This is a genomic window from Puia dinghuensis (genome assembly GCF_014642875.1).
GTDB lineage: Bacteria > Bacteroidota > Bacteroidia > Chitinophagales > Chitinophagaceae > Puia > Puia dinghuensis.
This window is the reverse complement of record NZ_BMJC01000005.1, coordinates 779,881-792,821: the sequence shown is the minus strand read 5'-3', so window position 1 is coordinate 792,821 and position 12,941 is coordinate 779,881. Positions and strand designations below refer to the sequence as shown.

Sequence of the window (12,941 nt, the reverse complement as noted above, 5' to 3'; positions counted from 1 at the left end):
GGCTATCCCTCTGCAAAGAACTTATGAAAATACGGTATCGTCTCGATCCCCTTATAAAAGTTGGCCAGCTCGAACTTCTCATTTGGTGAATGCAGGTTATCGCTATCCAGTCCAAAGCCCATAAAGACGATCTTCACCCCTAAATACTTCTCGAAAAGCGAACAGATAGGGATGCTGCCGCCGCCCCGAACGGGAATCGGCGCCTTACCAAAAGTCGCCTCGATCGCCTTTGCCGCCGCCTGGTAGGCCTTGCTATCTATCGGCGTCATATAAGGCTCCCCGCCATGGTGCTCTTCGGCCTTCACCGTCACACCGGGCGGCGCGATCTGCCGGAAATACGCCAAAAGCTTTTCCGTGATCACCGTAGAAGATTGATTGGGCACCAGCCTGGCCGAGATCTTGGCCGTCGCCTTGGAAGGGAGTACCGTCTTTGCGCCTTCGCCGGTATAGCCGCCCCAGATGCCATTGAGCTCCAGCGTCGGCCGGATGCCGGTCCGCTCGTTGGTAGTATAACCTTTTTCACCCCACAACGCCTTCACTCCCAGGTCGCGAATATACTCCGCTTCATTATAAGGAGCGGCAGCCATGAGTTTTCGCTCCGCCGGAGTCGCCTCCACCACCCCGTCATAGAACCCGGGGATGGTGATATGGTTGTTCTCGTCGTGACAAGTCGCGATCATCCGCGCCAGAATCGTGATCGGATTAGCTACAGCGCCGCCATAAACGCCGCTGTGCAGATCACGGTTGGGCCCCGTCACCTCTACTTCGATGTAGGACAGGCCGCGTACCCCGATGTCGATAGAGGGCGTGTCGAGACTTATCATCGCCGTATCGCTGATCAGGATCACATCCGCCTTCAGCAGCTCTTTATGGGTGCTGACAAATTTCGCAAGATTGGGGCTGCCGATCTCCTCCTCCCCTTCGATGATGAATTTGATATTAGTAGGCAGCGTACCCGTCCGGATCATCATCTCCACCGCCTTTACATGCATGTAGAATTGGCCCTTGTCATCCGCGGAACCCCGGGCAAAGATCTTACCGTCCTTAATGATGGGTTCGAAGGGCCCGCTATGCCACAGATCAAGCGGATCGGCGGGTTGCACGTCGTAATGACCATACACCAGCACCGTCGGCCGCGACGGATCGACGATCTTCTCGCCATACACAACGGGGTGGCCCTCGGTGGGGTAGATCTCCGCCTTATCGACGCCCGCGTCCAGCAATCGCTGCCTCACCGCCTCGGCGCAGCGCAGCATATCCGGCTTGTGTTCGCTGCGGGCGCTCACGCTGGGGATGCGCAGCAATTCGAGCAGTTCGCTGAGAAAGCGGTCTTTATTCTTTTCCTGGTAATCTTTCCATGTTGACATGGCGCAAATATAGGGAATTTGGAGCCCCACCAGACCTATCCCGCAGCCTCGATCATCTCCGCCGCCAGCTGCCCCAGAAAGAACACGGGGTTACCGGAATGCGTCTCCTCCGCTATAAAAAGGCGAAAATCTTCCCTGTTGCGATGGCGGATGCAAAAACACAGAAGGGTGGCGAGGATATCGGGCTCGAATGGCCGCACCCCCGTATCCCAGGTCGCCTCGCTCCATTGCAAATAGTGGCGCTGCATAAGCTGCAACTGCCCCGCCGTCCGCTGTAGTAAAAGTCTGAGGCACGCCATCCATGCCGGGTTGCCGGCGGGCTCGCCGATATGATAGCCTTTTTCGATGTCCGCCCGGATAAGCGAAAGGTATTCCTGTAAAGGAATAGGTGGCTCACCTACGAGTTGCCCCGGCAACTCGCTGGAAGAAGAAGCGTATTCCAGCAGCCAGCCCAGGGCGTTTTCCTCTCCGCTGTTGAAGAGAAAGTATTGCCGCAGCAATTCATGATAGAACTCCCGGGCATCACTACCCACCCAGGCGTCTCCACTCTCCCGGCCGCCACCCCCCCAGTCATCCCTACCAACCCAGGCGGCCTCCTGACCCAACAACCATTCCTGGTTGAATCCGCAGATCGCCAGCAACTTCCAAATGGAATTGTTCTGCCTGCGATGGATGCCCGCGGCGATGCCAAATAGGGGGATAGAAGAGCCGGGGTCGAGGATACTCCGGTAGATAGCCGCCAGGACATAGAAATTGCCTGAAGCCACGGCCTGGCCTTCATAAGCGTCGCCCAACTGCTGCAACGTCGCTCCCGGTAGCCCCAGCAGAGAAGAGAAATCTGTCATCGTAGTCAAAATTAGTACGCCCTATACTAAAGGGCCGGGGAGAAAAACACCCTTTTTTCCCTGGACAGGCGACGGTAAATGCTAAATGGTTTTTTTTGTCGAAATTCAACTATTATGCTAAGCAATCGAATTGGCGTCGTCAGCCTCCTGTTGACCTTTGTAGCCGGGTTTACGGATACTACGACTTTTGTCGCGGCCGACAGGCTTTTCTCCGCGCATGTCACGGGGAATTTTGTCGTGTTGGCCTATGATCTGGTTGTTGGAGCCGATCGTAGCGCCTATATAAAACTGCTGGCCTTCCCTGTCTTTGTGGGCGCAGTGATGCTGGCCGGCCGGTATGACCGAAAAAGAAAAGGTAGTAACCCTGCGGGACTGATGCAGCTGGAAGGCGCGATGCTCCTGCTCGCAGCGTTGGTGATCCTGCTGCTACAATGGGTGTTTCCCGATGCCAATGGCCTCCGGTTCGTCGCGCAAATGCTCATCATCATGGCTATGGGCTTTCAAAATGCCTGTAACCGCCTGTATGCCGCAGCCACCTATGGCCCGACCACCGTCATGACCGGTAATGTCACTGCGGCGGCACTGGATGTGGTGCAGGGTTTTATGGCCCGCCCGCGGGACGAGGAAAAGATCGCCCATTTCAACCGCAACCTAAAGATGATCGGCGCTTTCCTATTCGGCTGCCTTTGCGGCGGCTTCTCGGCACACCGGTGGGGATTGATCGTCGTGGTGGCCCCGGGACTGCTGGTTTTGGTCACTGCCCGGCGCATCGCCGCTGCTTCCGCAAAAAAGGGTAATTTGCCTGTCGAACAGGAGAAACCATGAGCAAGGAGAAGATCCCGATTTACAACATCGCCAACCTGGCCGCGCAACCGCTGGATTCGGGTGATTTTATGATCGAGTCCCTCACGTCCTATGTCGGGCGGCAGCCCCTTCACATCCACAACGCCCACCGTCATACCTTTTATCATCTTGTCTGTTTCACTGGTGGCAAAGGGTCGCATAGCATCGACTTCATCCAATGGCCCGTAGAAGTAGGCCAGCTCTATTTTATGGTCCCCGGGCAGGTGCATAGCTGGAACTTCGATGTCCGGCCCGAGGGATATATTATCCATTTTACAGAAGGTTTCCTGCGCGGCTTTCTGCTCGACCCCAATTATCTCGATCGCTTTTCGTTCTTTAGCGGTCATGCAGCCGACTGTGTCGTCCGGCTCGCATCGCCGTTGCGCGAGAAGGTCGTTACCCTGCTGGCGGAGATGACCGACGAATTCCATGGACATAGCGGCGGCGGTGTCAACCCCGATCTCCTGCGGACGCAGCTCGTTCAGCTATTCCTCCTGGTGCAATCCGGGGTAGCCGCCCCCCGTGCCGACTCTACCGCTGCCACGACGCAGAAACAACAACTGCTGCTGGCGCTGCGCAAGTTAATGGATCAGCACTATAAGACCCTCCGCCGGCCCAGCGAATATGCCGGTCTGCTCTACATCACCCCCAACCACCTCAACTCCCTCTGTCGCGATCTGCTTGGGCGGTCGGCCGGTGAAGTCATCCGCGACAGAGTGCTGCTGGAAGCCAAACGCCTGCTCACCAATGCAGGCATGACCGTGGCAGAGATTGGATATGAGTTGAATTTCCAGGATAACAGCTATTTCAACCGCTTCTTTAAAAAGTATGAGGGTGTGACGCCGGATGAGTTCAGGCGGAAGAATGTCATGAAATAGCCGGGAACAGTGGGTGCTCCGGGTGCTTATCACATTTATGCGTGTGCCGATTGCCTGCTTCTGGGGAGCTTAAAATGTCGGATCGCGGAACGCTTGACTTTCTTCTCGGCATGCCAGAGTTCGTAATTCGTTTGCAGGTTGGTCCAGAACGTGGCGCTATTGCCAAAAGCAGCAGAAAGCTTGACCGCCATTTCCGGGCTAATCCCAGCCCGGCCGTTGACCACCGCTGAAACATTGGCCCTGGTCATACCAAGGCCTTTTGCGAGTTCAGTAATAGTCAAGTTGCGCTCATTCATGAACAGTTCACGCAGGACAATTCCCGGATGGGAGGGGGGTAAGGCTCGTTTTAACATGGTATTTCCTCAATTCTGGTGTTCGTTGGGAACCGTGCGCCTTGCATGTGTCATGTGGCGGGTTAATTCCACGTCTTCTCCCCCTTCTTCATCTTATCCAGCGTCGTCTCAAGCTCGGAGCGGTCGTCGCCGGTAGTGAGACTGACGGCCTTCTGCTCCCAGGCGATAGCCTGATCCTTCTTGCCCATCTTGTACAGGATGTTGGCATAAGTATCCATGTAGGCGGCGTTCGGCTTGTCCTTGAAAGAGCGTTTGCTCCATTCGAGGGCGTCGGCCACGCAGCTCATGTCAGGGCAGTTGCTAAAAACCGTATAGGCGTAATTGTTCAGTTCATTGGGGGTGGCGTGTGCGCCATATTTCTGCATATAGGCCACGATCGCCGTCTGGAAATGGGGCCAATCCCTTTTGCCTTCGTAGTACCCGACCTTGCCGCGCGCGGTCACCTCGGCGGCCTGTGCCGGATATTTCGCTGCAATGGCGTTTTGGATCGTCTTCCAATCCGGACCGCCCTCGCCTGCCTCCTGCAGCTGCGGCCGTACATACTCGCGATAGAGGATATCGTTCACCTTCCGCTGGGCCTTACCCGCGCCCAGGACCCTGTTCACCTCTTCGGGGTGATGGAGGAAGACGGCAAACCCCGGGTCGCTGCTGGAATTGGTGAATTCCTCCATCAGATGCATCCCCTCTTTGGTGTAGAGGCTGTGCTGGGTGGCTGCCCAGGCGTTGAAGACTGGCGTTCCGGTCTTAATAACGTAGAGGTCGATGGATTGCTCGGCAAGGCGGCGCAGGAAGGCGCTGTCGCGGCGGCCCTGCTCGAACTCGCGAAACTGCGTATAATATTGTCTGCTACTGTCGAAAGCGTCTTTCGCCCTATCGATGAAGGCCTTTGCTGTCTGGGTGCTGCCGAGGAGGCGATGTACTATACGGCCATCGGGTGAAAAGATGAGATAGGTGGGGTAGGCGTGGATGTCGTATCTGGTAAGGATATCGTGGGCATCGGCGTACCAGCTTTTTACATGGTCATTGTCCTTCGCGGTGGTGTCCATCTGCACCTCGACGCTGACGAATGTGGGGTTGAAGAAATTGCCCGACTCTTCCTGCGGGAAAATGACGGTACGCATATACTTGCAGGGGCCGCACCACGTGGCGAAGCAATCCAGCAGGATATATTTGTGCTCAGCCTTCGCCTTCGCCTGGATGGCCGTCCAGGAAAGGTCGTGATCGAAGTGAATGCCCTTCGACTCCTTCGCAGCGGTGTCGGATTTGTCCTGGGCGGAGGCCAAATGAACGGATAAGGCGATGGCTGAGAAAAGCAGCAGCGAATGGAGAAGGCGGTACATGGGATGGTTTTGGCACAATTTACCGACCCCGCGGGAAAAGGGCAAAAATTTTGTATGAGCGGGGTGTCGGTGCTGTGGGGCTTCAGGGGGCCGGCGGTGGAATAAGCATTGGGCCCCGGTTGCGACGCTCCGTTCAACGGCGGGGCATGGATGGAGCGGTGTCTCAGGCTTCGGTGGGGAACTCGATGGGCAGCTGTTCGCGGACCGGGATGCGGGGGCTCGTGTGGCGCTTGTTGGCAATAACATTGTCGAGCGTCCATTCGACGCGCTCCTCGAAGGCATGTTTGCGGACATTGCAATCCTCCTTCGTGCAGATGGGGCAGGAGAAGTCGCGGCAGGCGTCGGTGTGGACGAAAAACTCCATCGACTCGCCGAAACGGCTGCGGATGAGATCGGTGAGGGCGTCTATCTCGATATGCGCCTCTAGAACGTTCAGATACCAGGGCACAGACAGATGGCAGTCGACGTGGAGCAGACCGCCGTATTTGATCACGCGGAGATTGTGGAGATCGACCCAGTTCTCGCGCCGGTGTTGATTGACATAACCGATCATGTCCTGCAGCAGCTGCAAATCGGCCTCGTCCATGATGCCGGCCACGCTCTTACGCAGGATGTGATAGCCAGTGTAGAGGATGATACATGCAAAGATGATGGAGACGACGCCATCGATCCAGGTGCGGTGGGTAAACCAGATGAGGACAAGGCCGGCGATGATGCCCATCGTAGAATACGTATCGGATTGCAGGTGTTTGCCGCCGGCCGTCAGCGCCATGGAATTGTTGCGCCGGCCTTTGTAGATGCAGACGGCTCCGACGGCAAAATTGACGATCGCCGTAAAGGCCACGATGAAGATGCCTTTGTCCAGTTTTTGCAGCGGGTGCGGATGGATAAAGTCGATTATCGCCTCGTAGATGATGATCAACCCCGCCATCAGTACCAGCGCCCCTTCGACGGCCGCCGAGAGAAATTCCGCCTTGCCATGCCCATAGGGGTGATCGATATCGCGGGGTTTGGCGGCAACGTGGAGGCTATACAGCCCGATGAAGCCCGCTATAACGTTGACCGTGCTTTCCAGCGCATCGGTGAGGACGGCCACGCTCTGCGTGAGGTAGTAGGCCGCCAGCTTCAGCAGGAAGAGGATAACGGCAATCGCCACTACCCAGCGTTGGATGGATATATTTTGGCGGGCTTTGTCCATTCGCTTATGTCTTCTGCGGCGCCTGCCGGCGCCGAGAGGCAAACAAAGGTCTGATTTTCTTTGTCAACCGGAAATAAAATTCCTTATTAAATAGTTGTGAATCGTTGAGGGCCTTGTAGACCAGGAACAGCCCTATCGGGGTAAGCACATACGTAGGCATCCACATCCCGGCAAGGGGCGTCATCACCTCCTGACCCACGAATTTTTTGCCGAAGTTGTTGAGCAGAAAGAAGATGACAAAGAAGATGACGGCGAAGACCAGGGGCATCCCGATGCCGCCCTTGCGGATGATCGACCCCAAGGGGGCGCCGATGACGAACATCACGAGACAGGCAACGGCCATGGTTATCTTTTCATGCCAGGCCTCTTCGTGCATTAGAAGCTGATGTTTCTCGGCGTCATAGAATGCCGATGGCTGGATGATCCCGTTCTTAGCGACCGCGATCGCGCCGATGGCCCGGTCGAGTACCTGGGTGCGGATGCTGTCGGGCAGCAGATCGTAGAATTGGGGGTCGGGGGCCGTCTTTGGCACCCGGGCGCCAGCGTTGTTGGGCGACGCAGTGGGTGGGGGCGTTGGATGGCCGCCCGCCGCATTGGCCTTTGCCTTTGCGAGGGCCTCCTGTGCCTTGCGGATAGAATCCTGTTTCTTTTGGATGGAATCGTGGGCCCTGTCCGTCGAATCCTGTGCCTTCAACGCCACCGTCCAGTCCTTGCGAAGCGAATCGCGGGCACTGTCAATGGACATCAGGTATTTGGAAGGCTTTGGGGCTTTCTCAATATCCGCCCAACCCGTCGTATCCATCCAGGGTGGGAACCGCAGTGCCGACGAGATGGTGCGTTCCATCTGCTGAGCGTAGCTCTCATTGCTCTTTTTCATCGAGTCGATCGCGTGGCCCAGCTTATTGATGCTCAACATCTGGAAATTGCTCTTGAAGGTGCTGTCGTCCGTTTTGTTCATTCTGAACGAGCTGAGGTCCATCACCTTCTTATAGGTCTTGAACGCCATGCGGATCAGGTCCGTGCCGCTATTGACCGAGCGGTCGCCCTTCTCCTGGTAGCGCGAGCCATTCTTCAACGTGAAGACGAGCGACTGCTTGTCAGGCGAGACCACCATGGTTCCACTATCGGCGATGATCATGTTGTCCTGGTTACCGCCGTTGTTCTGCTCATAAATGACGACATTGCGGATGGTGGAATCGTCGCGTTCTTTCTTCCCGATCTTTATGACAAATCCCTCGATCTTGTCATAGAACACTCCCTCTTTTATCGCGAAGGCGGGTTTGGAGACGATGATATCGTATTTGAGGGTGTTCATTTTGAGATTGGCAAGCGGCAGAATACTGTTGTTGAAATAAAAGGCGATAAGCGTGATGCCGATGGTAACGATGAATAGCGGGCGAAGGAAGCGCAGCAGCGAGATGCCCGCCGACTTGATGGCGACCAGTTCGTAGGTCTCGCCCAGATTCCCAAGCGTCATGATCGAGGAAAGCAGCACCGCCAGCGGGAGGGCGAGCGGAACGGTGGTAGCGGCAACATACAACAGCATCCGCATCACCGTGAAGGTGTCGAGGCCCTTGCCGACGAAGTCATCGATATAGAGCCACATGAATTGCAGCACCAGCACGAACAGGGTCACAAAGAACGTGGCGAAGAAAGGCCCGACGAAGGCCTTTATGAGGAGAATATCCAGTTTATTAAATAGGCGGCTGAGCACGGGCGAATGGCTTATCTTTAGAACGGATAGAAAAAAATAGTATTATGTGCGCAGCAAAGGTACTGCTTTCGGCAGAGGAAATGCGGCTGGTGACGGACGCCGGCGTCATTTTAACGAAGAATTCGGTGATGGCCAAGGTGGTAGAGCTGCTGGCGGGGTTGAGCGAGGACTACCGGCCGGTGTGGGACGCCGCGACGGCGGCGGGCGAGGAATGGGGGGCTACTTCGCCGAAGATCTCCCGGGGGGAGAACTACCTGGGATTGCCCTGGGCCATCCTCGATTACCCGCGGTTTTTCGGGCGGGAAGATACTTTCGCCATCCGCACGATGTTCTGGTGGGGCCATGCTTTTAGTGTCACGCTCCACCTGAAGGGGCGCTATAAGGAATTATATCTGCCCGTTATAGAAAAAAACTGGCTCCTCCTCGCCGACGAGGGCTTCCACGTCGGGGTGTCCGAAGACGAATGGCGGCATGAACACGTACCCGATAATTATGGTGTGGTAAGCAACGCAGATTCGCTGCGGCGCGATGGGGATTTCCTCAAGCTGTCAGCGGCAGTTGAGCTTCACCGTTGGGAAGATGTGCCCGAATTGCTCCTTGGGATGTTCAAAACCCTGATAACCGTGTTGTTCTAAGACTTAACCGTGCGATCGAAGGGGAGGTGCAAGGGCCGCGGGCGCCAGTACGTAGCCGCTAGTTGCCCAGCCGGTGAAAGAGGTCTTTCACCTGGTAACTCCATAGCTGACTTTGGTCTTTTACCTCACCCTTACCTGCGAAATCCCTGATCACGAGAATGGTTTGGTTGGTCACTTCCGATTTTTCGATGCGAAACTCGAAATACTCCTCGGGAGGAGCGTTCATCCAATGGAATCGGATGAACTTTTCGAATTCGCTTTCAGTGACTTCTGCTTTATCGGTTGTCCCATTCCAGGAAAAGCTGAACACATTATCTCTTTCATCGACTTTGTCTGCAAACCATTCCTGTAATCCTGCAGGGGTGCTTAAAAATTCGTATAAAATAGAGGGTGAACATCTGACCGGATACTCTAATGTAAATATTTGTTTCTTCGTCATCTATTGCATTTGAACTTTGGAATACGCCTCAGGCGCAATGATAGAAAAAAAATTCAACCATCAAAATTTTTTTTCCGCCAAAAATTACTATGGCAAATGGGTAGTTTTTAATCGAATTTTAACCAATTTGGATTGATAATCAACATTTTATTAATAAAATTGGTTGGGGCCCCCAAAATCGGTAAATTGCTAATCACATCTACCCAGGAATCAGTTGACGACTATTTGATACAAGAAAAGAATTATTTATTCGTTTTTACCTGAGCTAAAAGATTCGAAATAAGACAATTTCAATCGATTACTGAAGATTATCAAATCAGACGGCCTAAAACCTAAAAACCCTTTAAAGACCTCTGCCTATGAGCATGCGTCAACTGAAGATCACGAAGAGTATAACGAATCGTGAATCTCAGAGCCTGGAGAAGTACCTGCAGGAGATTGGTAAAGTAGAGTTGATCAGTCCCGAGGAAGAAGTAAAACTCGCGATCCGTATCAAGCAGGGAGATCAAAAAGCTCTCGATAAACTTACAAAAGCGAACCTTCGCTTTGTTGTGTCCGTAGCCAAGCAGTATCAAAACCAAGGACTGTCGTTACCCGATCTTATCAATGAGGGTAACCTGGGATTGATCAAAGCTGCTCAACGCTTCGACGAAACCCGCGGTTTCAAATTCATTTCCTACGCAGTATGGTGGATCCGCCAAAGCATTCTGCAGGCGCTGGCCGAGCAGTCGCGGATCGTTCGTCTCCCCCTGAACAAGGTGGGGCTTACGAATCGCATTCAGAAAGCCTATTCCCAATTGGAGCAGGAGTTCGAGCGGGAACCCTCTGCGGAAGAACTCGCTGAAATGCTAGAGCTGGACATTGAAGAAGTGTCCTCGACGCTGGGTATTGCTGCGCGGCACGTGAGCATGGATACGCCGTTGTCCGAAGGAGAGGACAACACGCTGATCGATGTTTTGGAGAACCCCAATGCCGAACGCGCCGAGACGAATATCGAGCATAAAGAGTCGTTGAAGCAGGAGATCGACCGCAGCCTGAAAACACTTACCGAACGCCAGAAAGAGGTCATCTGCTTTTTCTTTGGCATCGGGGTGGATCATCCGATGAGCCTCGAAGACATCGGCGAGAAGTTTAACCTGACGCGGGAGCGGGTGCGGCAGATAAAGGATAAGGCTATCACTAAACTGCGCAGCAATAGCAGGAGCAAGATGCTGCGGAGTTATTTGGGAATTTAAATCAATAATATTTGAGTAGAGAAATACACTAAAAATCGTTAATTTTGACGCCCCGGGAGTGAATGTAACGTGCTTACATTCACTCTTGTTTTTTACCATGTTTGAGAGTTTGTCAGAGAGGCTGGAGTCGGCCTTTAAACAGATAAAGGGCGAGGGCCGGATCACCGAGCTCAACATCGCGGCTACGGTGAAGGATATCCGTCGTGCCCTCATCGATGCCGATGTCAACTTCAAGATCGCGAAGGAGTTTACGGATACCGTTAAGGAAAAGGCCCTCGGCCAGAAGGTGCTGACGGCGGTGAGTCCGGGCCAGCTGATGGTGAAGGTCGTCAAGGACGAGCTGGCGAGCCTCATGGGCGGTGTCGAGAGCGAACTCAACGCAAAGGGCAGCCCGGCGATCATCCTCGTGGCAGGCCTGCAGGGTAGCGGTAAGACGACTTTTTCGGGTAAGCTGGCCAACTATCTCAAGGGCCGGAAGGGACTCTCGCCGCTGCTGGTGGCCGATGACATCTACCGGCCTGCGGCTATCGAACAACTGAAAGTGTTGGGATCGCAGATCGGGGTCGACGTATACAGCGAACCCGAGAATAAAGACGCCGTAGAGATCGCGCGGAACGCGATAAAAGAGGCGCGGTCGAAGAACAAGAATGTCGTCATCATCGATACGGCCGGCCGTCTGGCTATCGACGAGGCGATGATGAAGGAGGTGGCCGCCATCAAGGGGGCTGTCAATCCCGGCGAGATACTGTTCGTCGTCGACTCGATGACGGGCCAGGATGCCGTGAATACGGCGAAGGCTTTTAACGATCGGCTGGATTTCACGGGCGTGGTGCTGACGAAGTTGGATGGTGATACGCGGGGTGGTGCTGCCCTGTCGATAAAGTATACGGTCAACAAGCCGATAAAATTCATCAGCAGCGGCGAGAAGATGGACACGCTGGATGTGTTCTATCCGGATAGGATGGCGCAGCGAATCCTGGGGATGGGCGATATTACTACGCTGGTGGAGAAGGCGCAGGAGCAGTTCGATGAGGCGGAGGCGAAGAAGCTGGAGAAGAAGATTCGCAAGAACCAGTTCGATTTCGAGGATTTCAAGCAGCAGCTGGAGCAGATAAAGAAGATGGGCAATCTGAAGGATCTGATGGGCATGATCCCGGGCGTGGGCAAGGCGATGAAGGACATCGATATCAGCGACGACGCTTTTAAGGGCATCGAAGCGATCATCAATTCGATGACGCCGTTTGAGCGGAACAATCCCGACGTCATCGATCAGAGCCGGCGGCGGCGGCTGGCGAAGGGTTGTGGGAAGGATATCGGGGAGATAAATGCGTTTCTGAAACAGTTTGAGCAGATGAAGCAGATGATGAAGATGATGCACAAGATGCCCGGAGTGGCATCGCGGCCGAAGGCCAGACATTAGCGTAGATGCCGCGCCGCCGAAGGCGGCGATGTTGGGGGCGATGAGAGGGGTGGGGAGGCGGTAGGATTCGCGTCAGGGACAGGAGCGGCAGCCCGGAGGCGCAGCCGAGGACTATAGCAGATGGCCCGGCCCGAAGGGAGACGCCCAAGGCCAAAAATAGCGTTTGGGGGTAAAAATGGGACAAAAAGGCGCCTGGAGGGGGATAAAAGGCCGCGGAAGCGGGACCTTGCCGGTGCAAAAACGCTATAGCAAACGATGGGCCTGGAAGCGGGATTTTCTGGCAAAGAATTTGAGTATTTTGGTGCGGAAACCCGCTGTGGGCGCGGCTAACGTTAAAGTTTGGCCCTGCGGATAAAATTTTCGCCGTAACATTCGCTCTTTAATTCCTGATGTATTATTTTTGAAATGTGATAACGGAGGTGTAATATTGCACTCCAATTTTTTGAAACTGTAACCTTATTTATTCACGCCTTTAAATTTCTATTTAAGATGGCTGTTAAAATCAGACTGCAACGCCACGGGTCTAAGAAACGACCTTTTTACTTCATCGTAGTAGCCGATGCCCGGGCGCCCAGGGATGGTAAATTCATCCAAAAGATCGGCACGTACAATCCATTGACAGTTCCTGCTTCAGTTCAACTCGATCGCCAGAAGGCGCTCGATTGGCTGCACAA

The 12,941-nt window shown here is 54.4% G+C and carries 13 protein-coding genes; 6 read left to right on the top strand and 7 right to left on the bottom strand.

Annotated features, from left to right (window positions below; translation table 11 throughout):
• Window positions 1-2 precede the first annotated feature (2 nt).
• Together IEY39_RS24915 and IEY39_RS24910 are read right to left on the bottom strand one after the other, a co-directional pair.
• The gene (locus tag IEY39_RS24915; protein WP_188936758.1) at window positions 3-1,367 is read right to left on the bottom strand and encodes a dipeptidase; all 1,365 of its coding nucleotides are present in this window, start codon (window positions 1,365-1,367) and stop codon (window positions 3-5) included.
• Between the two features lie 35 nt (window positions 1,368-1,402).
• Entirely contained in the window at window positions 1,403-2,212 is an 810-nt protein-coding gene (locus IEY39_RS24910; protein ID WP_188936756.1) for a hypothetical protein, read from the bottom strand.
• A 114-nt stretch (window positions 2,213-2,326) separates the two neighbouring features.
• On the opposite strand from IEY39_RS24910, the gene IEY39_RS24905 reads away from it, so the two are divergent.
• Together IEY39_RS24905 and IEY39_RS24900 are read left to right on the top strand one after the other, a co-directional pair.
• A complete protein-coding gene (locus IEY39_RS24905) occupies window positions 2,327-3,037 on the top strand; it encodes a YoaK family protein (RefSeq protein ID WP_188936755.1) in 711 nt (236 codons plus the stop codon).
• Window positions 3,034-3,933, top strand: a complete 900-nt coding sequence (locus tag IEY39_RS24900) for an AraC family transcriptional regulator (RefSeq protein ID WP_188936753.1) — start codon at window positions 3,034-3,036, stop codon at window positions 3,931-3,933. The genes IEY39_RS24905 and IEY39_RS24900 overlap by 4 nt, the downstream gene beginning before the upstream one ends.
• A 35-nt stretch (window positions 3,934-3,968) precedes the next feature.
• On the opposite strand, the gene IEY39_RS24895 is transcribed toward IEY39_RS24900, so the two are convergent.
• From IEY39_RS24895 to IEY39_RS24880, 4 genes are all read right to left on the bottom strand, one after another.
• The gene (locus tag IEY39_RS24895; RefSeq protein ID WP_188936752.1) at window positions 3,969-4,286 is read right to left on the bottom strand and encodes a HigA family addiction module antitoxin; all 318 of its coding nucleotides are present in this window, start codon (window positions 4,284-4,286) and stop codon (window positions 3,969-3,971) included.
• A 62-nt stretch (window positions 4,287-4,348) separates the two neighbouring features.
• On the bottom strand, window positions 4,349-5,626 hold the full coding sequence (locus IEY39_RS24890) for a thioredoxin family protein (protein ID WP_188936750.1): 1,278 nt from the start codon (window positions 5,624-5,626) through the stop codon (window positions 4,349-4,351).
• Window positions 5,627-5,789: 163 nt separating this feature from the next.
• Window positions 5,790-6,824, bottom strand: a complete 1,035-nt coding sequence (locus IEY39_RS24885) for a cation diffusion facilitator family transporter (protein WP_188936749.1) — start codon at window positions 6,822-6,824, stop codon at window positions 5,790-5,792.
• A gap of 4 nt (window positions 6,825-6,828) precedes the next feature.
• On the bottom strand, window positions 6,829-8,538 hold the full coding sequence (locus IEY39_RS24880) for an LptF/LptG family permease (RefSeq protein ID WP_188936747.1): 1,710 nt from the start codon (window positions 8,536-8,538) through the stop codon (window positions 6,829-6,831).
• Window positions 8,539-8,582: 44 nt separating this feature from the next.
• Here IEY39_RS24880 and IEY39_RS24875 point away from each other — a divergent pair, with 44 nt between their 5' ends.
• Window positions 8,583-9,173, top strand: a complete 591-nt coding sequence (locus IEY39_RS24875) for a hypothetical protein (RefSeq protein ID WP_188936746.1) — start codon at window positions 8,583-8,585, stop codon at window positions 9,171-9,173.
• 58 nt (window positions 9,174-9,231) lie between these two features.
• Here the strand turns inward: IEY39_RS24875 and IEY39_RS24870 are convergent, their stop codons facing one another.
• A complete protein-coding gene (locus IEY39_RS24870) occupies window positions 9,232-9,612 on the bottom strand; it encodes an START-like domain-containing protein (protein WP_188936744.1) in 381 nt (126 codons plus the stop codon).
• A 359-nt stretch (window positions 9,613-9,971) separates the two neighbouring features.
• Between IEY39_RS24870 and IEY39_RS24865 the strand changes: the two genes are divergently transcribed.
• The 3 genes from IEY39_RS24865 to rpsP all read left to right on the top strand — a co-directional run.
• Window positions 9,972-10,847, top strand: a complete 876-nt coding sequence (locus IEY39_RS24865) for a sigma-70 family RNA polymerase sigma factor (RefSeq protein ID WP_229689082.1) — start codon at window positions 9,972-9,974, stop codon at window positions 10,845-10,847.
• Window positions 10,848-10,956: 109 nt separating this feature from the next.
• The gene (gene ffh / locus IEY39_RS24860; RefSeq protein WP_444544442.1) at window positions 10,957-12,267 is read left to right on the top strand and encodes a signal recognition particle protein; all 1,311 of its coding nucleotides are present in this window, start codon (window positions 10,957-10,959) and stop codon (window positions 12,265-12,267) included.
• A 489-nt stretch (window positions 12,268-12,756) separates the two neighbouring features.
• Window positions 12,757-12,941, top strand: a 185-nt coding sequence (gene rpsP, locus IEY39_RS29950; protein ID WP_229689081.1) for a 30S ribosomal protein S16, incomplete at its 3' end; no start/stop codon positions are given.

Excerpts from the sequence above, each read along its gene's own strand:
- IEY39_RS24915 (WP_188936758.1), bottom strand. The coding sequence starts at position 1,367 with ATGTCAACATGGAAAGATTACCAGGAAAAGAATAAAGACCGCTTTCTC.
- IEY39_RS24910 (WP_188936756.1), bottom strand. The coding sequence starts at position 2,212 with ATGACAGATTTCTCTTCTCTGCTGGGGCTACCGGGAGCGACGTTGCAG.
- IEY39_RS24905 (WP_188936755.1), top strand. The coding sequence starts at position 2,327 with ATGCTAAGCAATCGAATTGGCGTCGTCAGCCTCCTGTTGACCTTTGTA.
- IEY39_RS24900 (WP_188936753.1), top strand. The coding sequence starts at position 3,034 with ATGAGCAAGGAGAAGATCCCGATTTACAACATCGCCAACCTGGCCGCG.
- IEY39_RS24895 (WP_188936752.1), bottom strand. The coding sequence starts at position 4,286 with ATGTTAAAACGAGCCTTACCCCCCTCCCATCCGGGAATTGTCCTGCGT.
- IEY39_RS24890 (WP_188936750.1), bottom strand. The coding sequence starts at position 5,626 with ATGTACCGCCTTCTCCATTCGCTGCTGCTTTTCTCAGCCATCGCCTTA.
- IEY39_RS24885 (WP_188936749.1), bottom strand. The coding sequence starts at position 6,824 with ATGGACAAAGCCCGCCAAAATATATCCATCCAACGCTGGGTAGTGGCG.
- IEY39_RS24875 (WP_188936746.1), top strand. The coding sequence starts at position 8,583 with ATGTGCGCAGCAAAGGTACTGCTTTCGGCAGAGGAAATGCGGCTGGTG.
- IEY39_RS24870 (WP_188936744.1), bottom strand. The coding sequence starts at position 9,612 with ATGACGAAGAAACAAATATTTACATTAGAGTATCCGGTCAGATGTTCA.
- IEY39_RS24865 (WP_229689082.1), top strand. The coding sequence starts at position 9,972 with ATGAGCATGCGTCAACTGAAGATCACGAAGAGTATAACGAATCGTGAA.